Source organism: Paenibacillus sp. ISL-20 (genome assembly GCF_018613005.1).
Taxonomy (GTDB): Bacteria; Bacillota; Bacilli; order Paenibacillales; family Paenibacillaceae; genus Paenibacillus_AQ.
In genome coordinates, this window is record NZ_JAGGRD010000069.1 from 36,029 (window position 1) to 56,390 (window position 20,362).

The window sequence follows — 20,362 nt, forward strand, 5'->3', positions numbered from 1 at the left end:
GCCGAGATTCATAGTGTAGACAAGAGGCTTACATACGACAGTATACAGGAGAATTGTTAAGCGTGGGTATGAATGACATGTATTTTTTCATAAATTGAACTTTCTTTGTCGCAAGTGGATTTGATGATAACCGTTTAAGTGTGTTGGGAGCACGCTCCCCAAGGTTATGGTTTCCAAGAGATGATGACTTCATGTCCCCATGTTCTCGAAGCCCGGAATCCGATATAATGAAAGCATCTAACCATGCCTAAGGAGGAGAAGCATGAAATTTCGCGTTTCTGCCGTGCAATATCATCTGCACACCATTCAATCCTTTGACGATTTTGCCCGTCAGTCGGAGCATTATATCCGGGCGGCGGAGGAATTTGAAGTCGATTTTGTGCTGTTTCCCGAATTTTTTACAACCCAACTGATGTCTATCGGGGATGATCAGGGCAAGGCATTGACGATCAATGACCTTCCGGATTTCACGGACCGTTACCGCGAGCTGTTTCAAGGCTTTGCGATACAATATAACATGCATATCATTGGCGGGACGCACGTCATTCGCCGGGAAGGGAAGCTGTACAATGTAGCGCATCTGTTCTATCCGGACGGCCGCATTGCGGAGCAAGCCAAGATCCATATCACGCCTTCGGAGATTAGTGGATGGAATATGGGAGCGGGTGAAGGACTCGAAGTGTTCGAGACGGAAAAAGGCACCATTGCAATGCTGACCTGCTATGACATCGAATTCCCTGAGATTGTGCGCATGGCCAAGGCTAAAGGGGCCGACGTCATTTTCTGTCCGTCCTGTACGGATGATCGTCACGGATTCCACCGCGTGCGTTATACCAGCCATGCCCGCGCCATTGAGAATCAAATCTATGTGGTGCTGACCGGTACCGTTGGTTCGCTACCAACCGTGGATCTGATGCGTGCCAACTTCGGACAGGCAGCCATCATTACCCCGAACGATATCCCGTTTCCTCCGCAGGGCCTGCTGGCCGAGGGAGAGCTGAACCACGACATGATCATTACCGCCGATCTTGATCTGGATTTATTGTATCAAGTGCGCGAGAAGGGATCCGTCACGACATGGCGCGATCGCCGCACGGATTTGTATCCGGATTGGGAATAAGCCTGTTTATCATCACTTGAGGAAAATAGGACAAAGGCGGTGCAGAGGAAATGGCCCGGTTTCATCAACAGTTTTATGTATTTGACGACGCCCGGCCGGTGCCGGTTGTCATTCGAAGCTACACGGAAGCGGATTTTGACGAGCTGATTGTCATTCAATCCGAGACGTTCCCGCCCCCATATCCGCCGGAGCAGTGGTGGAACAAGGAGCAGCTGAATCAGCATGTCACCTTGTTCCCTGAGGGCGCTCTGTGCGTTGAAGTGGGCGGGATCCTCGCCGGGTCGATTACCTCGCTCATTGTGGATTACGATCCATGGGAGCCTGCGCACTCCTGGGCGGAGACCACGGATAACGGGTATATCCGGACCCATAAGCCGGACGGGAATACGCTATACATTGCCGACATTTGTGTCAGGCCGCGCTTTCGTAAGCTTGGACTCGGCAAATGGCTGATTCAGTCTCTGTATCATGTGACGGTGAATCGGGGACTGGACCGACTGCTTGGCGGCGGACGGATGCCCGGCTATCATCGGCATGCTGAAATGTCGGCTGCGGAGTATCTGGACGCTGTTGTCCGGGGAGATCTCAAGGATCCGGTGATTACCTTCCTGCTGCGTTGCGGCCGGGCGCCCGTCGGGGTGGCAGCGGAGTATTTGGAGGATGAGGAGTCCTGCAATTATGGGGCTCTGATGGAATGGAAGAATCCATTTAGAGGATGAAGAAGTTTCGCTTGAACGATAATGAATGGACTTCCTATATAAAGATGGATTTTTTTATTACATATATTTTTATTACATATATAAGGAGGCTTTTATTTGATGGAGTAATCCGTATTACAAGCATCGACGATCCTTTGTTCCGCAAAATGCACAATTTGATGAAGGACGTGTTCCCTCCAGAAGAGGTGCTGGAATTCAGTCTATGGAAAGAACCGCTGGAGGATCCGGGTATTCGGGTGTTTGTTGCCCTGCATGAGGACGAAGTGGTGGGTACGACGGAATACCGCTATTACGAGGACTGGAACGTAGCGATGACCGATTTTACCATAATCGGGCGCGAAGGGCTTGGTATCGGCCGATTCCTGGCACAGCATCGCTTGAAGGATCTGAATGAACTGGCGGCAGCAAACGGTAAAACGTTGTTCGGCATGTTTGCCGAGATCTACGATCCATATCGGGTACAAGACTATGCATTCGGTGGGGTAAAGCCGATGGATCCGTTTGTTCGCCGCGAGGTGCTGTCGCATCTTGGCTACAAACGCACGGATATCGCCTACGTTCACCCATCCTGGAATAATGATGGCGAAGCGGTGAGCGGGCTCGACTTCTGCTTCATGCCGGGCGATGATGCCATTGATGAATTGCCTGCAGAGCTGATCGTGAACTTCCTGAAACGTTACTATTCGGTGCTGCCTGAGAAACCACAGGCCTGGAACGACATGGTGGCCAAGCTGGAAACGCAGGAGAAGGTATCCCTGCTCGCGCTTTAACTTATACGATAGTTCATGCCTGATTCGTTACGAATCAGGCATATTCTTGTCGGGTTACGCCCACAGCATGTGATATTTTGGTATTCTGATCGTAGAATGACCCTTATATTCAAACATGGAGTGTGCAGAGCCATGATCCATCAGCTTTATTTTGGCAAGGAAATCACAGGAGTAAGTTATAGTGAGAGGCACAAGCAATGGGCCGAGAAATACGGGGATTGAGGATGTGGTCGGTCTTCAGTGTAAACACGTGAATAGACTTTTTCCTCACATTTGCTAAAATCCTCATTTGAATTGCAAGGCTATACTGGATATAGTAATACAATAGGTAAGGAAAAGAGGAACGTACATGAACGACCGAAAACAAGTGAGCATCCGTCTTCAAAGCCTTCACAAAGGGGAGAATACGATACAGGAGCTTCCGGCAGAGGCGTTTATTAAAGGGAATGTCCTGTATGTTCGCTATACAGAACCGGCGCTTGGACCGCATCAAGGGGAGACCCGGGCGATGCTTAAGCTGACGGAGGACGAGCTGAAGTTAATCCGTCACGGCGAGGTGGAGTCCGAGCAGTCGTTTCGATTAGGCCAACGATTGCCGGGGTATTACCGTTCCCCGTTCACTTCATTTAATCTCTCTACGTACACGCAGCGTCTGGAGCTAGCGCTTGAAGGCGTGTCCGGACGAGCGGCTTGGGCGTACGATTTATATGTGTCGGGCGAGTTATCGGGACACTTTTCTATTAGTTTGACTATTCAGGAGGCACATGAATCATGACAATGAATCCATTAGATCACATTAACGGGCTGGTTGCAGAAGCAGTGGGTGACGCTGCGGTTGCTGCAGGACTGGTTTCCCGTGAGGAATTGCCGGGCATCACGCTGGAAGTTCCCAAGGATAAGTCGCATGGCGACCTGGCTACGAACGTAGCGATGCAGTTGACACGAATCGCCAAGAAGAACCCGCGGCAAATTGCGGAGTCTATCTTGGAACATTTGGACATGGCGAAAGCTTCCATTGAAAAAGCAGAAATAGCCGGGCCAGGATTCATTAACTTTACCTTGGACAAGGGGTACCTCTATCCGATCGTTGCATTGGTAGAAGAACAGGGCGACAACTACGGGCGGATTGCTACGGGCGAGGGGCAGAAGGTTCAGATGGAGTTTGTCAGCGCCAATCCCACCGGAAGTCTGCACCTCGGCCATGCCCGCGGAGCGGCGGTAGGCGATGCCCTCTGCAATGTGCTTGATTTTGCAGGATACGAAGTTACGCGTGAATACTACATCAATGATGCAGGCAACCAAGTGGTGAACCTGATTAAATCCCTCGAAGCCCGTTACTTGCAGGAGCTCGGTCAGGATGCCGAAATGCCGGAAGATGGATACCACGGCGAAGATATCAAAGGGTTTGCCAAAGAGCTTGTAGCCGAGAAAGGCGACTCTTTGCTATCTATGGATCCAGGCGAGAGAGCGGCATTCCTTCGTCAGTTCGGACTTGATAAGGAATTGGATAAAATCAAACGCGATTTGAATCGATTCCGCGTTCATTTTGACGAATGGTTTAGTGAGACATCCCTGTATGAGAACGGACTCGTGGAGAAATCTCTGGAAGAGCTGAAATCGAAGGGCGAAGCTTATGAGAAGGATGGGGCAACCTGGCTTCGTACAACCGACTATGGGGATGACAAAGACCGCGTCCTCGTGAAGAATGACGGAACCTATACTTATCTGACGCCGGATATTGCGTACCACCGCAATAAATACGAGCGCGGCTATGACAAGATCCTTAATATTTGGGGAGCCGATCACCATGGTTATATTCCGCGGATGAGGGCTGCCATGGAGGCGCTCGGCAATGATCCGGACAAACTGATGGTATTGATCGCCCAGATGGTCAGCCTGTTCCAGGATGGCGAGAAAGTGAAGATGTCCAAGCGTACCGGTAAAGCGGTCACGATGGAAGATCTGATGGATGAGGTCGGCGTGGACGCGATCCGCTATTTCTTCACTATGCGCAGCATGGATTCGCATCTGGATTTCGATATGGATCTGGCGGTGTCTACATCCAATGAGAATCCGGTCTTCTATGTGCAGTATGCTCACGCACGTATCTGCAGCGTATTCCGCCAAGCGGAGGAGCAGGGCGTTAACCTATCGCCGCTTTCCGAAGTGAACCTGAGCGTTCTTACAACCGAGCATGAATACGACATTTTGCGCAAAATAGGAGAGCTCCCGCAGGAAGTGTCGCTTGCTGCAGAGAATTATGCTCCGCACCGACTCATCCGATATGTATATGAGCTGGCTTCCTTGTTCCACAGCTACTATCGAGCCGAGCGCGTGATTACGGAGGATGGGGACCAAACGCAGGCTCGCCTGGCTTTGCTTCGAGCTGTTCGTACGGTCATCGCTAACGTGCTTCGCCTGATGGGCGTATCGGCGCCTGAACGGATGTAAGAAATTTTGCCTTAATATGTGACAACAGCCGTCTTTCCGAGGAAAGGCGGCTGTTTTTAATTTATAAACGGAATTTCTTTTATAGTTGATGAAGAATCAGTTTATAATTTCATGCCCTCGCGCAAAAATTTCAAGGCATTTACCTCTCCATCGGAGACGCTGTATCCTTTTTTGAGCTTAAGGGGAGAGGAGGTGCGTCGCAGCAGGGCCTTAATGGTAGCCGTTTTTTTTAGATCAGGCTTTTGCGCGAGCAGTAGGGCGATCGCTCCGCTAACGTGTGAAGTCGCCATGGAAGTGCCGCTCATCTCGTGGTATTTTCCTTGCAGCCACGCGGACACGATTTTATCTCCAGGTGCATAAATGTCGACAAATTGCCCGCGATTGCTAAAGGCAGGGATTTTCCGGCTGCGGTCGGTAGCTCCGACGGATATGGTTTGAGGATAACGGGCAGGATAGTCCGCGGTACGGCGTTTGCCGTCATTGCCGGAGGAGGCTACAATAATGACGCCTGCTTGGTTGGCCTTGCCTACAATATCTAGCAGCGTACGACTTCGGGTTTGCATACCGAAACTCATATTGATGATATCGATCTCGGTACGTACGCACCAGTCGATGGCCAGAATGATATCCGACACAAAGGCCGATCCGTTGTGATCAAAGGCTTTGACCGGATACACCACGGATCTTGGAGCAACGCCAATCATTCCCTGCGTGCTGTTGGCAGCAGCGATGGTACCCGAAATATGTGTTCCGTGCCCGTTGTCATCATATGGCGGAATGTTGCGATGGACGAGGTTGATCCCTCGAGTCAGCGAATACTTCAGATCGGGGTGAGCGAAATCCACCCCCGTGTCGATAACGGCAATCTTAATGCGGTGTCCTGTCGAGACAGACCAGGCTTGAGGGGCTTTGATTTGCTTGATACCCCATGGGATCCCGGTTAACGTTCCAATTGTCCCCTGTATGGCATGGATATGAACCTGGTCATCCTCTTCAACCATCAGTTCATTCCGAAACTCCGCTCCAAACTTCGCGGTTTGGGGAGCCGGAGCGATGATGGTTTGGGTAAGCCGCGAACATCTGACTGAACTCCGGAAACGCCTTTTCCCGACAAGTCGATTCCATTCGCGGATACATTCTTGGTACAGCTGAGGGTCATGAAACGTAAGGAGCCGCCGGTTCATTTCCCGGACGTTCCGCATAGGGTTCGTCTCTGTAAGTAGTGATTGCATGATCCGGGTGTAATCCATATGTGGCAATCTCCCTTCTCGATGAACCGTTGCTTCAGTATTGTATGAACCAGGGAGAGTGCCCGAATGGGATGATGCCCTTTTTCCGGGAAATAGGCCCTGTTTACCGTGTCAAAGCAGCAGGGCTAACATAAGATACATGAAGAGAACATCAAGGTTCTCTTATCTAATCCCGTAAGGAGTCGATCCTTGGGGCGGATACAGTCAGAAGACGGGGACAATTGTCTCCGTCTTTTTCCTTTTGGTATCTGATGGGTAATGGTGCATAAAAACTTGATTTTTATTTCCAAATAGGTTTTACTTAGTTTTGATAATGGATATGTTGAGGGTATAACGTGAAGATTGTGTGAGAGGAAGTGTGCGTTAGTGAGTAATCCACTCAATTTAAAGATCGATCCGGAGAAGATTCAGGAAATCCCAATGGTTGACCTGGCTTTTATGATTCTGAAGGCAGTGAATACGCCGTATTATTACCGTGACCTTATGAATGAGGTGGCCAAGATTCGTGGCTTTACGGAAAAGGAAATTAACGAAACGATTGCCCAGTTATATACCGAGATCAATATAGACGGACGTTTCGCATGTGTAGGAACGAATCTGTGGGGACTAAAGCGCTGGTATCCGCTGGAGAAGTCCGAAGATCCGATTGGGAACGCCAAGCGTCCGCGGATCATCAACGATGAAGATGATGATGACGATGACTTCACCGATGAAGAGGAGACTTACAGCGGTGACGATGCCGAGGAGGATTTCGACAGCATCGATGACGAAGATGATTCCGATGATCTCTTCCCGGATGATGACGATGCCGAGGACGATGTAGACGAAGAGGTTGTTCTGGATGATGACGAATTGGATGACGAGGATTCGGAATCCGAAGAGGAAGATGATCTGGAAGAGGAAGCCTTTGAGGAAGACGATAAGGATTAATCCATCATACAGCAGGGTCTTTAGGACTTGTCTGCGCTGATAATGACTGTGTTTTACAGTGTCAGCCAATTGGGCAATTTTGAGGTTGCTTCTTCTCTTGACAAGCAGACAAGGCACAGAGTAAACTATTGCTTGGGCTTATGATTGTGGATTAAATATGTTTAATATAAAAGTGCCCCGTTATTTATTCGGGGTCACTTTTTTTGTTTTTAAGGCTCAGAAAGTGGAAACGACGCTAGCTTCTGAACCCAATAACGCTAGAGAAACTACCTTATCAAAAGCGGTCTGTCTTCTGGAAGTTTGTCGATAGACATTTTTTCTTTGGGCTGTGGAAGCATCCTTCCTGTGTGGACTGGACTTTCATGGTTTCTTGCAGTGAATATTCCAAGTTGTTTAAGATGAGGTATGGAAACCGCTCGTCTTGAAGCCTCATAACGTATGCCGGGTTAAGCGGCTCGATATGAGGATCATTTAAGCGTCAATATATGCGGTTTGTAATAGGCCGGAGGTCAGCTCGCTCACCATTTTTGGAAGCGAGCGATGCTTTTTGTTGGTCCCTTTGATGAATAAGGGAAAAACGGGTTAGGATAAACATCATATGTCGCCTGAAGTTATGGAGATTATATAGGAGGGTTTTTAACAGTGACAAAGTATATTTTTGTAACAGGCGGGGTCGTGTCATCACTTGGTAAGGGAATTACCGCCGCTTCGCTCGGTAGATTGCTTAAGAACAGAGGGCTCAAGGTAACGATTCAGAAATTCGATCCGTACATTAATATAGATCCGGGCACCATGAGTCCTTACCAGCATGGCGAAGTATTCGTTACGGACGACGGTGCGGAAACCGACCTGGACCTGGGACACTATGAGCGCTTCATCGATATTAACCTGTCGAAGAACAGCAATGTGACAACAGGGAAAGTATACTCTTCTGTTATCAGCAAGGAACGTCGGGGAGAATATTTGGGCGGTACCGTGCAGGTAATCCCTCATATTACGAACGAAATCAAGGAGCGCGTGTTCCGTGCAGGCCGTGAAGCGGGTTCGGATGTGGTTATTACCGAAATCGGCGGTACGGTTGGCGATATCGAAAGCCTTCCTTTCCTTGAGGCTATTCGTCAGATTAAGAGTGACGTTGGCCGTGAGAACGTGATGTATATTCATGTAACCCTCATTCCATATATTAAGGCAGCCGGTGAAGTGAAAACCAAGCCGACCCAGCACAGTGTAAAAGAACTCCGCAGTATCGGCATTCAGCCGAATGTTATCGTGTGCCGTACCGAGCATGAGCTTTCAACCGAGATGAAAGCAAAAATCGCGCTCTTCTGCGATATCGACCCTAACGCGGTTGTAGAATGTCGCGATGCCTCCTCGCTGTATGAGGTACCGCTGAATCTGCGTGAAGAAGGCCTTGATGAAATTGTTGTCAATCATTTGAAATTGACCACCCCTGCGCCGGATATGAGCGAGTGGGAGGATCTGGTGGAGCGTGTATCCAAGCTGGAGAAGACCGTTGAGATTGCGATTGTCGGTAAGTATGTCGCACTGCACGATGCCTACCTCAGTGTTGTTGAATCCCTGTCTCATGCAGGCTTTGATGCTAATGCCGACGTGAAGATCCGCTGGGTGAATGCCGAAGAAATTACGGCAGACAACGTGGAAGAGGCGTTGAGTGGCATTGGCGGTATTCTTGTACCGGGTGGATTTGGAGATCGGGGTATCGAAGGCAAGATCAGTGCGATCCGCCATGCTCGCGAACGCAATATTCCATTCTTCGGCATTTGTCTTGGGATGCAAGTGTCCGTTATTGAATATGCCCGTTCGATTGTCGGCCTGAACGGCGCGAACAGCTCGGAAATTGATCCGGCTACCGAATATCCAGTCATCGACCTACTGCCGGAGCAGAAGGATATCGAGGATCTTGGCGGAACGATGCGCCTGGGTCTGTATCCATGTAAGCTGGTTCCAGGATCGCTTGCAGAGTCCTGCTACCAGGACGAGCTGGTTTATGAAAGACATCGCCACCGGTATGAGTTTAACAACCAATACCGTGAAGATATTGAAAAAGCAGGACTGCGTATATCCGGTACTTCTCCGGATGGACGTCTGGTTGAAATTGTAGAGCTGCCAGGACACCCTTGGTTCCTTGCTGTGCAATTCCATCCGGAATTCACTTCCCGTCCGAACCGTCCGCAGCCGCTGTTCCGTGAATTTGTAAAAGCCTCGATCCAGCATCAGGCATAATGGGAAGAGCCTCTTTTGAAGAGGCTCTTTTTTACGTATAAAGTCGTTGTCATAACTGTGGACAGGGTAAGCTGAACATTCAGATCGGATGTCCGGAGCTGTCGCCTTCGAATACAACAAATTCATACATCTTTTTTTCTCACTTTTTTTAGGACGGGAAGGAATTCGACATCTACAAGCGAATACAAATAATGGTCGGTTTATGGGAAAGCTAGGAACTTTCGAGTTTGCATATACTCATTGTACGATTTAAGTATCGGGGAGGTTAAAGGGATGAGCAAAGAAAGCAAACACAAAGTGCTGATTGTGGATGACCAGAATGGTATCCGCATCCTGCTTGTAGAAGTGTTCAGCAGTGAAGGATATGAGACGTTTCAAGCGGCGAATGGCAAGGCTGCACTTGATATTGTGAAGACGCATGCCCCGGATTTGGTGCTGCTGGATATGAAAATTCCTGGAATGGACGGGCTTGAGATTTTGAAGCATATTAAACAGATGAATCCGGACATTAAGGTGATCATGATGACTGCCTATGGAGAGCTTGACATGATCAAGGAAGCAACCGATCTTGGTGCGTTGATGCATTTTACCAAACCCTTTGATATTGATGAGATGCGGCAAGCCGTCAATATGCAGCTGAAAGGGACCGCAAATAATATCGGTTGAATGATGAATTCTGCTCAAAGGGCGGAATTCTTTTTTTGCCAGAATGTGAGGTCCTTCGCAGCATTTTAGGAAATGCTTGTTTAGTATTTATGACGCGATGTGGTATAATAAGTCCGTGTGTTATATCGGCTAAAAACCATAGACAAACTAAGCATCTATAGGAGGATGAAACCATGCCATTAGTATCAATGACAGACATGCTGAACAAAGCACTCGAAAGTAAATATGCTGTTGGTCAATACAACATCAATAACCTGGAGTGGACATATGCGATTCTTGAAGCGGCTGAGCAAGAGAAATCACCGGTAATTCTTGGTGTTTCCGAAGGCGCAGCTCGTTATATGGGTGGATTCAGCACCGTCGTACACATGGTAAAAGGTTTGATGGAGGACCTGAAAGTTACAGTTCCTGTTGCCATTCACCTTGACCACGGTTCAAGTGTTGAGAAATGTAAAGAAGCAATCGATGCAGGATTCACTTCGGTTATGATCGATGATTCCCACAGCCCGATTGAGACGAATATTGCAACAACGAAACAAGTCGTTGAGTATGCTCATGCCAAAGGCGTTTCCGTTGAAGCTGAAGTCGGCATGGTTGGCGGACAAGAGGATGACGTTATCGGTGATGTAATGTACGCGAAGCTTGACGATTGCGTTCGCATCGTGAACGAAACAGGCATCGACACATTGGCACCTGCGCTTGGTTCTGTTCATGGTCCTTACAAAGGCGAACCAAACCTTGGTTTCAAAGAGATGGAAGAGATTCGCAATGCTGTGAAACTTCCGTTGGTGCTTCATGGTGGTACAGGCATCCCAACGCATGACATCAAGAAAGCTATCTCCTTGGGTACTTCCAAAATCAACGTGAACACCGAGAACCAAATCTCGTTCTCTAAAGTTGTTCGTGAAGTGCTTGCTGCTAAACCAGAAGCTTACGATCCACGCACATTCCTGAAACCAGGCCGTGAGGCAATCAAGGAAACCGTGGTTGGCAAAATCCGTGAGTTTGGTTCCAACAATCAAGCTTAATAAAGTCGCTTGTAGTCCTAGTGGCCATAACATGATGATTGGAATCACCTAAGATATTTAGGCTGTCTTATGCTGTATACAATGAAATGGAAAGCACACCGCATAGCCGGTGTTTTTCCATTTCATTTATTAAGTATCAAAAGTACAAGCGGGTTGTGAGCTTCACAACCGGATAATCGAGAACAAAAAAGAACGCAAAATGCGGTCTGTCATCCTTTAGGAACGTCGATAAGACGTTTTTCTTGTATGACGGCCATCAGAACCATTTCCGGCTGCGAAGTGATGTAGGGGGACCCGAAAGCTTATGGAAAAATTGATGATCAGCGGTGGACGCCCACTGCGAGGTACTGTAACAATCAGTGGTGCCAAAAACAGTGCTATTGCGTTAATTCCCGCCGCAATCCTGGCGGAATCGGAAGTCGTACTTGATAATTTGCCGCTTCTCAGCGATGTGGCTGTTTATGCTGAGATTTTGGAAGAATTGGGCGGGCAAGTTTCATGGGAAGGCAATCAGATGAGAATTGACCCTTCTGATATCAAATCTATTCCGATGCCTAACGGACCCGTTAAGAAACTGCGCGCGTCCTACTATATGATGGGCGCCATGCTTGGAAGATTTAAAGAAGCCGTGATCGGCCTGCCGGGCGGCTGTAATTTTGAACCTCGTCCCATCGATCAGCACATCAAGGGTTTTGAAGCGCTTGGCGCAACCGTCACCAATGAACACGGTTCGATTCATCTGCATGCCAAAGAGCTGCGGGGCGCGAAGATCTATCTGGATGTGAGCAGTGTTGGTGCAACGATTAATATTATGCTGGCGGCTGCTAAGGCCAAAGGCTCCACAATTATTGAAAATGCGGCGAAAGAGCCTGAAATTATAGATGTTGCAACACTTTTGAATTCCATGGGAGCTGTCATTAAGGGCGCCGGAACGGAAACGATCCGGATTGAAGGCGTAACCGAGATGCATGGCTGCCGACATTCCATTATTCCAGACCGGATTCAGGCCGGTACATATATGATTGCCGCTGCAGCTACACGCGGTGATGTTCTGATTGACAATGTCATCCCGAAACATCTTGAAGCCCTTACGGCCAAGCTGATCGAGATGGGTGTTGGTATTGAGGAGCTGGACGAAAGCATTCGCGTGATCGGTAAGGATCGATACCAGCATGTGGACGTCAAGGCGCTTATATATCCTGGATTTGCAACGGATTTGCAATCACCGATGACCAGCCTGCTTACGCAAGCGGAAGGCGTCAGTGTCCTTAGTGATTTTGTATACAGTAACCGATTTAAACATGTTCCGGAGTTAGTTCGCATGGGTGCCAAAATCCGCGTGGAGGGACGCTCTGCTATTATAGAAGGCGGTCCGCTGAACGCAGCCAAAGTCAAAGCGACCGACTTGCGTGCAGGCGCGGCTCTTGTCATTGCTGGACTAACTGTACCCGAAGGGGTAACGGAGGTAAGCGGCGTAGAATTCATTGATCGCGGCTATGACCATCTGGTATCCAATCTGCGTATGCTGGGTGCCGACGTATGGCGTGAGACTGAGGAAGAATGATTTTTTTACCAAAATGAGGGAAATGCGTGGTTAAAACTGCATATCTCCCTCTGATTTGGGTAATGCTCCTAGTAAAGCTCTCATAGAATAATAGACTACATGCAGCAGGGACTTGCTGTGACAGAAACAAATAATTGAATAGGTGGTTATTGAATGGATTTACAATTAGCCGATTTGGAAGGCATGAAGCTGACGGATCTGTATAAGCTGGCCAAAAAGTATCAGATCCCTTATTATGGCCAGTTGAAGAAAAAAGAATTGATATTTGCCATTCTCCGGGCGCAGGCCGAACAGAGCGGTTTGATGTTCATGGAGGGTGTACTTGAGATTTTGCCGGAAGGTTACGGTTTTCTTAGACCGATCAACTATTTGCCGAGTACGGAGGACATCTACATCTCGGCCTCCCAGATTCGTAAATTTGATTTAAGGACCGGAGATTTGGTTTCGGGCAAATGCCGGACACCTAAAGAGAACGAACGTTACTTCGGGCTGCTGCAGGTCAACGCCGTGAATGGTGAGAATCCTGCCGTCGCAGCGGAACGATTGCACTTCCCAGCCTTGACTCCTCTATATCCGCAAGAAAAGCTTGTTCTTGAAACATCCCCTAATCAGTTGTCAACCCGAATTATGGATCTGCTTGCACCTGTAGGTTTAGGACAACGCGGTTTGATCGTAGCACCGCCAAAAGCAGGGAAAACGCTCCTCTTAAAAGAAATCGCCAACAGCATCTCAACCAACAATCCAGAGATTGAACTGTTTGTTTTACTCATCGATGAACGGCCTGAAGAAGTAACGGATATGCAGCGTTCCGTTAAGGGCGAGGTGGTTGCTTCTACTTTTGACGAGCTTCCGGAGAACCATATTAAAGTGGCGGAACTGGTATTGTCCCGTGCCTTACGGTTGGTGGAGCATAAGAAGGACGTTGTTATATTGCTGGACAGCATCACCCGTCTTGCCCGTGCGTACAACCTGGTCATTCCTCCGTCCGGCAGAACGCTGAGCGGCGGTATTGATCCTGCGGCATTCCATCGTCCGAAACGTTTCTTCGGTTCGGCGCGTAACGTGGAAGAAGGCGGAAGTTTGACGATTCTGGCTACAGCCTTGGTTGAAACCGGATCGCGGATGGATGACATTATTTATGAGGAATTTAAAGGTACAGGCAACATGGAGCTGCATCTGGACCGTCGCTTTGCGGAACGCCGTATTTTTCCGGCGATCGACATTCGTCGCTCCGGTACCCGGCGTGAAGAGGTGCTGCTGAACAAGGATGAATTGGATACCATTTGGGCGATCCGTAAAAATATGAACGACTCTGCTGACTTTGTGGAAGGATTCCTCAAAAAAATGCGTGACAGCAAGAATAACGCAGAGTTCTTGGCGTCATTTGATGTGAATGCCAATAACGGGAGCGGAACCGGGACTCAGAGCCAGACAGCTAGACGCCCATCGCGCGCATCGGCTGCGACGGCCCCTCAGAGCTAAGTCCTGAATCAACTGGAGAATAGGAGATCAACATGTATTTGGTTTATGCAGATGAGCAAGGGAATGTATATGATCATTCTGATCTGTTTGGGCTTGCCCGCAGCGGAGATATGATCGTTGAGATATTGGATGATGAATTAATCCCTTTGCCAGAGGGGGCTACATTGGTCGGACTACCGAGCACCCGAGCGATCGGAATGGATCCAGAGACCGGTGATATGATGCCGCTTGAGGACGGGTACACTGCTGTCGGAGCGTTGTTGCCGCAAGGCTATACCCGGTTGTGCTTGCCAGGATACGTGAAGTCGGACAAGGAATATAAGCTGCCGCTATTTGGTTACTCGGCGGTGGTATGGAAGGATGGCGCTTTCTATACAACAGCGCGTTTATCCGATGACCCTGAGAAGTGGAACCCGGTGAACTGTGATCTGAACGATCTTGAGCTTGGGGTTAAGATGCTGAAGGAGAAATATCCGGAGAATCGGCTCTATGAGCATCTGTCTAACTGTGCATTAGGATATGAATGCCTGACGGCATCTAATACCTTCCTGAATCGCTGGGAAGGCGCTGTTCCCGTATCTTACTCCTGCAATGCCGGTTGTTTCGGTTGCATTTCGGAACAGCCCGATGATAGCGGTTTTGTCTCACCTCAGACCCGCATGAACTTCCGTCCGAGAGTGGATGAGTTGGTGCAGGTCATGCTGGAGCATCTGAAGACACCGGAGTCGATCATCAGCTTTGGCCAAGGTTGTGAGGGAGAACCCTCCACGCAGGCGAAGATCATTATAGAAGCCATGAGAGAAGTTCGGGCACAGACTGATATGGGATACATCAATATTAATACCAATGCGGGACTGACCGATTTTATCCGTGGTATCGTGGATGCGGGTCTTGATCTGATGAGGGTCAGCACGATCAGTGCATTGGATGATCATTATAACGCATACTACAAGCCAAGGGGCTATACGCTGGCCAATGTGGAGAAATCTCTTCGTTATGCAACCGATCAAGGTGTGTATACCTCCATCAACTATCTCATCTTCCCGGGCGTAACTGATCGCGAGGAAGAGTTGGAAGCCATGATTGAGTTTGCCCGCCGCACGGGTCTCAAATTGATTCAGCTCCGCAATCTCAACATTGACCCTGAGAGCTATCTCGAGCTTATTCCGCCTGCACAAGGCGAGATTCTGGGGATGAAGCAGGCTATTGAGATTATGCAGGAGGAGCTGCCAGATGTGGTGATTGGCTCCTATACGCATGTGCCGCCTGCAGGACAGGCAAGACCGAAGAAGAGACCATCGATTATTTAACAGAACCGTACTGAATATCGGATGTGTTAAAAACAGGTTGAAATTCCAGTTGTGGACTTGTCTGATGATTTGTGTATGAGCTATTGCGCATTCATTTTGCTCGTGATATACTCCATTTATGTGTCCATATAACTCTGGGTCCGCATGAGGCTCAGGGCGGAAAGAGGTGAAAGCTACAATGAAACAAGATATTCAACCGAAATATCACGTTACTACAGTTACTTGTGCTTGCGGCAATACGTTTGAAACAGGTTCTGTAAAACCAGATCTTCGTGTAGAGATTTGCTCGAACTGTCATCCGTTCTTCACAGGTAAACAGAAATTCCTGGATGCTGGCGGTCGTGTTGATAGATTCAAGAAGAAATACGGTATCTAATAAACAAACCCTTCGCCCTTGTGGTCGAAGGGTTTTTGTCTGTTTACAGGGCTGGTGGAGTATGCAACTTCTTCCGTCGGTTGCTTTTTTGATAACCATGCGATATACTAAAGTTCGCCGTGCTAGACGGGGAGGTAGCGGTGCCCTGTAACTCGCAATCCGCTGTAGCGAGGTTGAATTCCTGTTAGAGGTATTGTCGATGTGAGGCTGGTCCCTGCGCTCAACGTTGACGGTTGGGTCCTCCGCAATGAGCACTTGTGAACCTGGTCAGGTCCGGAAGGAAGCAGCCATAAGCAAGATCGCTTTTGTGCCGGAGGGGTGCCTAGCCCGAGTTGTTGCTCAGGATTGCCGCTCGGATCGCAATTATCAATAACAGGTGCACGGTATACATATCTGCACATAACACCTTTGCCATATTGGCAAAGGTGTTTTTTGTCGAAACCGCCATACATTCAAGCTGATCCTTCATGTGCACTTGGATAAAGTTTTCCAAGTAAACGTTTTGCTAAGGCAGGGGAAAGTAGTATAGAATGTAGTATAATATAACCGTTAAACTCACGCCTTTTTGGCTGGGAATGACCATGAATGCAACAGTAAAGCACGCGAGGATCGGGTTTAGTATAAACTTAAGGTTTTCTCGATCTCGTGAAGTGGAAGTTGAAAGAGGGTAAAGCACAGTGGAACATATCGCGTTATATCGTGCTTGGCGACCACAGTCGTTCGGCGACATGGTGGGCCAGCAGCATATTATCCAGACCCTGCAGAATGCCATTCGCGAGCAGCGGGTTTCCCATGCCTACCTGTTCAGCGGTCCACGGGGTACGGGCAAGACCAGTGCCGCTAAAATTTTGGCCAAAGCCGTGAACTGCGAGCATGGTCCGGCTGAGGAACCCTGCAATGAATGCGAGGCCTGCCGGCGTATAACGTCCGGAGCCGTCATGGATGTTCAGGAGATCGATGCTGCATCCAACCGCGGTGTCGAAGAAATCCGTGATTTGCGGGAGAAAGTCAAATACGCACCGACCGAGGTGCGGCGTAAGGTTTATATTATCGATGAAGTACACATGCTGACGACGGAAGCGTTCAATGCCTTATTGAAAACGCTGGAGGAACCGCCGGCACACGTGATGTTTATACTAGCGACAACAGAGCCGCACAGGCTTCCGGCAACGATCATCTCACGCTGTCAACGGTTTGACTTCCGGAGGGTTTCCTTGGACGAACAGACCGGGCGTCTGGAGCAGATTTGCGGAGAAGAAGGCATTACGGCGGAGCCTGAAGCACTGCAGTATATCGCACGTCTATCCGATGGCGGTATGCGGGATGCACTGAGCATTCTGGATCAGATTGCTTCCTTCACAGGAGGCACGGTATCTTACCAGCAGGTCATGGACATGACGGGCGGTATTGCCTCGGAGCAGTTTGGCCGTCTGGCCAGTGCCGTGAAACAGGGGGATGCCGGACTAGTGCTGCAGATCGTGGAGCAATTCATGCAGGAGGGAAAAAGTGCAGATAAATGCATGGAGAATCTCCTGTATTATTTCCGCGATTTGCTGATGATCAAGATGGTTCCTAGCGCCGATAAGCTGACCGACCGGGTTTTGAATCCGGCAGAGTTTCAGGAGATGGCGAATGCCTTCAGCCGAGACGAATTATTTCAAATGATTGATACGCTGAACCGGTATCAGAGTGAGATGAAGTACGCCTCGCAGCCACAGACACTGTTTGAGGTGGCATTGCTCAAGCTTTCCGGTATAACTCAATCAGCGGGTGGGGCCAGAGTTCAGAATACAGCCGATGCGGGGGAGCTCGCTCAGCTGAAGCAGCATGTAGCCTCACTTGAGAAAAAGCTGGAGCGACTGATACAAAACGGTGTTCCTGCATCTGGTCAACGCGAACCGGCCAAGTCTACCCGTACACCGGCACCGAAAGCAGCTTCATCAGCCAAGATCCCTCAGCATATGGATCAGTATATATCTTGCCGAACGGGGGAGGATTATAACTCTGTTCATCGGCAGTGGGCCCAAATTCTGCAGAATGTGAAAGAGGAGAAGGTAACGGTCCACGCTTGGCTGATGGATGGAGAACCTGTGTCCGTATGGGAAGACAAGGTTCTTGTCGCTTTTAAAAACAACATCCACCGCGAGACCACGGAGAAACCTGCCAACAAACAGGTGATTGAAGGGGTTCTTGAGTCTACGCTTGGCAAGCCGTACCATCTGGTTACCATGATGCTTCGTGATTGGAGTGACGCGGTTGAAGGAGTGGGCAAGCCTCAGGCAGAAGAGCTTAAGCTTGAGCATGAAGAAGCGGAGGCCGGTGGGGAGAAACCATGGATTGATGAGGCGATCCAGTTGTTTGGAGAAGACCTCGTTGTCATAAAAGACTAGCACGTCCCTACGTGCACCCTATTATAAGGAGAGATGAATCATGAATAATATGAACCAAATGATGAAGCAAGTGAAAAAGATGCAGGAGCAAATGCTGAAGGCTCAGGAAGAGCTCGCTACGAAAACCGTTGAAGGAACATCCGGCGGTGGCGTGGTTACCGTGGAAGCGAATGGACATAAACAAATTTTGTCCATCAACATCAAGCCTGAGGCGGTTGACCCGGATGATGTGGAAATGCTGCAGGATCTGGTACTGACTGCGGTTAACGATGCACTTGCCAAGGCTGAAGAAATCGCAAATGCTGATATGGGCAAATTCACAGGCGGCATGAAAATTCCGGGCTTGTTCTAATCTAACCTAGAAGGAGTAGTTACATTTGTACTATCCTGAACCGATCGCGAAGCTCATCGACGCCTTTACGCGACTGCCGGGTGTGGGGCCGAAGACGGCCGCCCGCCTGGCTTTTCATGTTCTGAACATGAAGGAAGATGACGTTATTGATTTTGCCAAAGCGCTAGTCAGTGTCAAAAGGAATCTGCACTACTGCTCCGTCTGCTGCAACATCACCGATACGGATCCATGCCGGGTGTGTCAGGACAAGACCCGGGATGCTTCGACCATCTGCGTTGTGCAGGATGCCAAGGATCTTGTGGCGATGGAGCGTACGAAGGAATTCGATGGCTACTATCATGTCCTCCACGGAGCTATATCTCCGATGGAAGGGATCGGACCGGATGAAATCCGTCTGAAGGAGCTGCTGACGCGTCTTAGCGATGAGAGAGTGAAAGAGCTGATTCTGGCCACGAATGCCAATATCGAAGGAGAGGCAACGGCGATGTACATCTCGCGTCTGGTCCGTCCTTTTGACATTAAGGTGACCCGAATTGCCCATGGACTGCCTGTTGGCGGTGACTTGGAGTATGCAGATGAAGTGACTTTATCCAAGGCGCTTGAGGGCCGAAGAGAGCTGAACTGATATTTTGTGATTCTTGCAGCATCTATCTGAGATTTGAAAGCATATATACGAGAACGAGCATCGGAAGAGATTCTGATGGCTCGTTTTTTTATTTATTACATCGTGCAAAAGTAGAGGGTGGAAGAGTTCTTTTGGTTCTAAGTTTGTCCCTCTCTCGATATGAATGTTACAGACGGTCTTATTAAGGGCAGTGTTAGTCATTCATATTCATAGGGAGTGAACGTGATGAAGATATGGTGGAAGCAGTCGAAGAAGCAAGAAGAGGAAACGTATATCACGGCAGAGGATCAGGAACGGATGTGGCATGTATTCCTGGATGTCCAGAGGTCCCAGATGGAGTGGGAGCGGGCGCACTTGCTGTTTCAAGAGGCTACGGGGCAGGATCAGATTGATTATGCGATTTATATGCTGGAGGCAGCGGAGCGCAAATACCAGATGAATCTCAAACAGGCCAAGCAGCTCAATCTGGATGGAGCGAGGATGCAATATATCGAGCAAAAAAGAGAGAATGGCTAACCGAAAGATGAGAGAGTCCGTAATGACATAAAGGAGGGTAACTATGAAATTGATTGTTCTGGGCACGCTTTGCATATCGCTCTTACTGCTTATCTATGTTGTGTTTAGAAAAAAGCTCGGGCTGGGATGGTTAACCGTATTCGGTGCCCATCTTGCTCTCTCGGCAGTGGCTATCTATGTTGTGAATTTCTCCGGATTGGCGGCCGAAACGTATATTCCTCTGAATCCGATGACCATAGGAACCGTCATGGTTCTGGGCTTGCCGGGCGTGGCCCTTCTTGTTGGATTAAAAATAACGATATTAGGTAGTTGACGCAGCCTTATATTCTATGATACATTAATGTTCGCCCGTTTGATTCTGGGTGATAGAGATTCACCGGTCAGGTAGACAATTGGTTGAAAAAATAATCAAAAAAACTTCTTGACCAACAGCAAGCTAGTATGATATATTATAAAAGTCGCCGCTGAGATGCGGATGACAAACAAAAAAATGATTGATCTTTGAAAACTGAACAACGAGTGAGTAAAACGGACCACTTCGGTGGAATGTTGAAATAGAGAATTGAACA

At 48.8% G+C, this 20,362-nt stretch carries 19 protein-coding genes and 1 other RNA gene; 19 read left to right on the plus strand and 1 reads right to left on the minus strand.

Features of this window, described 5'->3' with window-relative positions; translation table 11 throughout:
- The first annotated feature begins 262 nt into the window (after nucleotides 1–262).
- The 5 genes from J7E85_RS31650 to argS all read left to right on the plus strand — a co-directional run bounded on the left by J7E85_RS31650 (nucleotide 263) and on the right by argS (nucleotide 5,060).
- Nucleotides 263–1,120 carry a carbon-nitrogen hydrolase family protein gene (locus J7E85_RS31650; RefSeq protein WP_215163974.1) on the plus strand — a complete coding sequence of 286 codons (858 nt, stop codon included), beginning with the start codon at nucleotides 263–265 and terminating at the stop codon, nucleotides 1,118–1,120.
- Nucleotides 1,121–1,170: 50 nt separating this feature from the next.
- Entirely contained in the window at nucleotides 1,171–1,839 is a 669-nt protein-coding gene (locus J7E85_RS31655) for a GNAT family N-acetyltransferase (RefSeq protein ID WP_215163975.1), read from the plus strand.
- Between the two features lie 146 nt (nucleotides 1,840–1,985).
- Complete coding sequence (locus J7E85_RS31660) at nucleotides 1,986–2,609, plus strand: GNAT family N-acetyltransferase (protein WP_215163976.1); 624 nt, start codon at nucleotides 1,986–1,988, stop codon at nucleotides 2,607–2,609.
- A 349-nt stretch (nucleotides 2,610–2,958) separates the two neighbouring features.
- A complete protein-coding gene (locus J7E85_RS31665) occupies nucleotides 2,959–3,384 on the plus strand; it encodes a YwiB family protein (protein WP_215163977.1) in 426 nt (141 codons plus the stop codon).
- Nucleotides 3,381–5,060, plus strand: a complete 1,680-nt coding sequence (gene argS / locus J7E85_RS31670) for an arginine--tRNA ligase (RefSeq protein WP_215163978.1) — start codon at nucleotides 3,381–3,383, stop codon at nucleotides 5,058–5,060. Before J7E85_RS31665 ends, argS begins: the two co-directional genes overlap by 4 nt.
- A 101-nt stretch (nucleotides 5,061–5,161) precedes the next feature.
- Here argS and J7E85_RS31675 read toward each other — a convergent pair whose 3' ends face one another.
- Nucleotides 5,162–6,310 carry a S8 family peptidase gene (locus J7E85_RS31675; RefSeq protein ID WP_215163979.1) on the minus strand — a complete coding sequence of 383 codons (1,149 nt, stop codon included), beginning with the start codon at nucleotides 6,308–6,310 and terminating at the stop codon, nucleotides 5,162–5,164.
- 366 nt (nucleotides 6,311–6,676) lie between these two features.
- Between J7E85_RS31675 and rpoE the strand changes: the two genes are divergently transcribed.
- The 14 genes from rpoE (at nucleotide 6,677) to J7E85_RS31745 (ending at nucleotide 20,106) form a co-directional block, all read left to right on the plus strand.
- The gene (gene rpoE / locus J7E85_RS31680; protein WP_215163980.1) at nucleotides 6,677–7,240 is read left to right on the plus strand and encodes a DNA-directed RNA polymerase subunit delta; all 564 of its coding nucleotides are present in this window, start codon (nucleotides 6,677–6,679) and stop codon (nucleotides 7,238–7,240) included.
- 642 nt (nucleotides 7,241–7,882) lie between these two features.
- Nucleotides 7,883–9,484, plus strand: coding sequence for a CTP synthase (locus tag J7E85_RS31685; RefSeq protein ID WP_215163981.1), 1,602 nt, complete (start codon nucleotides 7,883–7,885; stop codon nucleotides 9,482–9,484).
- Nucleotides 9,485–9,757: 273 nt separating this feature from the next.
- Nucleotides 9,758–10,150, plus strand: coding sequence for a response regulator (locus J7E85_RS31690; protein ID WP_215163982.1), 393 nt, complete (start codon nucleotides 9,758–9,760; stop codon nucleotides 10,148–10,150).
- Nucleotides 10,151–10,323: 173 nt separating this feature from the next.
- Nucleotides 10,324–11,178 carry a class II fructose-1,6-bisphosphate aldolase gene (gene fba, locus J7E85_RS31695; RefSeq protein ID WP_215163983.1) on the plus strand — a complete coding sequence of 285 codons (855 nt, stop codon included), beginning with the start codon at nucleotides 10,324–10,326 and terminating at the stop codon, nucleotides 11,176–11,178.
- Nucleotides 11,179–11,482: 304 nt separating this feature from the next.
- Nucleotides 11,483–12,742 carry a UDP-N-acetylglucosamine 1-carboxyvinyltransferase gene (locus J7E85_RS31700; RefSeq protein ID WP_071222334.1) on the plus strand — a complete coding sequence of 420 codons (1,260 nt, stop codon included), beginning with the start codon at nucleotides 11,483–11,485 and terminating at the stop codon, nucleotides 12,740–12,742.
- A gap of 153 nt (nucleotides 12,743–12,895) precedes the next feature.
- Nucleotides 12,896–14,224, plus strand: a complete 1,329-nt coding sequence (gene rho / locus J7E85_RS31705) for a transcription termination factor Rho (RefSeq protein ID WP_215163984.1) — start codon at nucleotides 12,896–12,898, stop codon at nucleotides 14,222–14,224.
- 32 nt (nucleotides 14,225–14,256) lie between these two features.
- Nucleotides 14,257–15,534 (plus strand): radical SAM family protein, encoded by a 1,278-nt coding sequence (locus J7E85_RS31710; protein WP_215163985.1) that lies wholly within the window; start codon nucleotides 14,257–14,259, stop codon nucleotides 15,532–15,534.
- Nucleotides 15,535–15,712: 178 nt separating this feature from the next.
- The gene (rpmE, locus tag J7E85_RS31715; protein WP_006207505.1) at nucleotides 15,713–15,910 is read left to right on the plus strand and encodes a 50S ribosomal protein L31; all 198 of its coding nucleotides are present in this window, start codon (nucleotides 15,713–15,715) and stop codon (nucleotides 15,908–15,910) included.
- A 117-nt stretch (nucleotides 15,911–16,027) separates the two neighbouring features.
- Nucleotides 16,028–16,294: signal recognition particle sRNA large type (gene ffs, locus J7E85_RS31720), an RNA gene on the plus strand.
- Between the two features lie 293 nt (nucleotides 16,295–16,587).
- Complete coding sequence (dnaX, locus tag J7E85_RS31725) at nucleotides 16,588–18,300, plus strand: DNA polymerase III subunit gamma/tau (protein ID WP_215163986.1); 1,713 nt, start codon at nucleotides 16,588–16,590, stop codon at nucleotides 18,298–18,300.
- Nucleotides 18,301–18,340: 40 nt separating this feature from the next.
- Entirely contained in the window at nucleotides 18,341–18,652 is a 312-nt protein-coding gene (locus tag J7E85_RS31730) for a YbaB/EbfC family nucleoid-associated protein (protein WP_009595540.1), read from the plus strand.
- Nucleotides 18,653–18,677: 25 nt separating this feature from the next.
- The gene (recR, locus tag J7E85_RS31735; RefSeq protein ID WP_071222338.1) at nucleotides 18,678–19,277 is read left to right on the plus strand and encodes a recombination mediator RecR; all 600 of its coding nucleotides are present in this window, start codon (nucleotides 18,678–18,680) and stop codon (nucleotides 19,275–19,277) included.
- 225 nt (nucleotides 19,278–19,502) lie between these two features.
- On the plus strand, nucleotides 19,503–19,793 hold the full coding sequence (locus J7E85_RS31740; protein WP_076326395.1) for a hypothetical protein: 291 nt from the start codon (nucleotides 19,503–19,505) through the stop codon (nucleotides 19,791–19,793).
- Nucleotides 19,794–19,836: 43 nt separating this feature from the next.
- Nucleotides 19,837–20,106: a pro-sigmaK processing inhibitor BofA family protein gene (locus J7E85_RS31745; protein WP_098741283.1), complete on the plus strand. Its 270-nt coding sequence runs from the start codon at nucleotides 19,837–19,839 to the stop codon at nucleotides 20,104–20,106.
- The last annotated feature ends 256 nt before the right edge of the window (nucleotides 20,107–20,362 follow it).

What these genes read in the sequence shown, in the direction of transcription:
- J7E85_RS31740 (WP_076326395.1), top strand. Translation starts at nt 19,503, where the DNA reads ATGAAGATATGGTGGAAGCAGTCGAAGAAGCAAGAAGAGGAAACGTAT.
- rho (WP_215163984.1), top strand. Translation starts at nt 12,896, where the DNA reads ATGGATTTACAATTAGCCGATTTGGAAGGCATGAAGCTGACGGATCTG.
- rpmE (WP_006207505.1), top strand. Translation starts at nt 15,713, where the DNA reads ATGAAACAAGATATTCAACCGAAATATCACGTTACTACAGTTACTTGT.
- J7E85_RS31730 (WP_009595540.1), top strand. Translation starts at nt 18,341, where the DNA reads ATGAATAATATGAACCAAATGATGAAGCAAGTGAAAAAGATGCAGGAG.
- J7E85_RS31690 (WP_215163982.1), top strand. Translation starts at nt 9,758, where the DNA reads ATGAGCAAAGAAAGCAAACACAAAGTGCTGATTGTGGATGACCAGAAT.
- J7E85_RS31710 (WP_215163985.1), top strand. Translation starts at nt 14,257, where the DNA reads ATGTATTTGGTTTATGCAGATGAGCAAGGGAATGTATATGATCATTCT.
- J7E85_RS31675 (WP_215163979.1), bottom strand. Translation starts at nt 6,310, where the DNA reads ATGGATTACACCCGGATCATGCAATCACTACTTACAGAGACGAACCCT.
- J7E85_RS31660 (WP_215163976.1), top strand. Translation starts at nt 1,986, where the DNA reads ATGCACAATTTGATGAAGGACGTGTTCCCTCCAGAAGAGGTGCTGGAA.
- J7E85_RS31665 (WP_215163977.1), top strand. Translation starts at nt 2,959, where the DNA reads ATGAACGACCGAAAACAAGTGAGCATCCGTCTTCAAAGCCTTCACAAA.
- argS (WP_215163978.1), top strand. Translation starts at nt 3,381, where the DNA reads ATGACAATGAATCCATTAGATCACATTAACGGGCTGGTTGCAGAAGCA.
- J7E85_RS31650 (WP_215163974.1), top strand. Translation starts at nt 263, where the DNA reads ATGAAATTTCGCGTTTCTGCCGTGCAATATCATCTGCACACCATTCAA.
- fba (WP_215163983.1), top strand. Translation starts at nt 10,324, where the DNA reads ATGCCATTAGTATCAATGACAGACATGCTGAACAAAGCACTCGAAAGT.
- J7E85_RS31745 (WP_098741283.1), top strand. Translation starts at nt 19,837, where the DNA reads ATGAAATTGATTGTTCTGGGCACGCTTTGCATATCGCTCTTACTGCTT.
- J7E85_RS31700 (WP_071222334.1), top strand. Translation starts at nt 11,483, where the DNA reads ATGGAAAAATTGATGATCAGCGGTGGACGCCCACTGCGAGGTACTGTA.
- J7E85_RS31655 (WP_215163975.1), top strand. Translation starts at nt 1,171, where the DNA reads ATGGCCCGGTTTCATCAACAGTTTTATGTATTTGACGACGCCCGGCCG.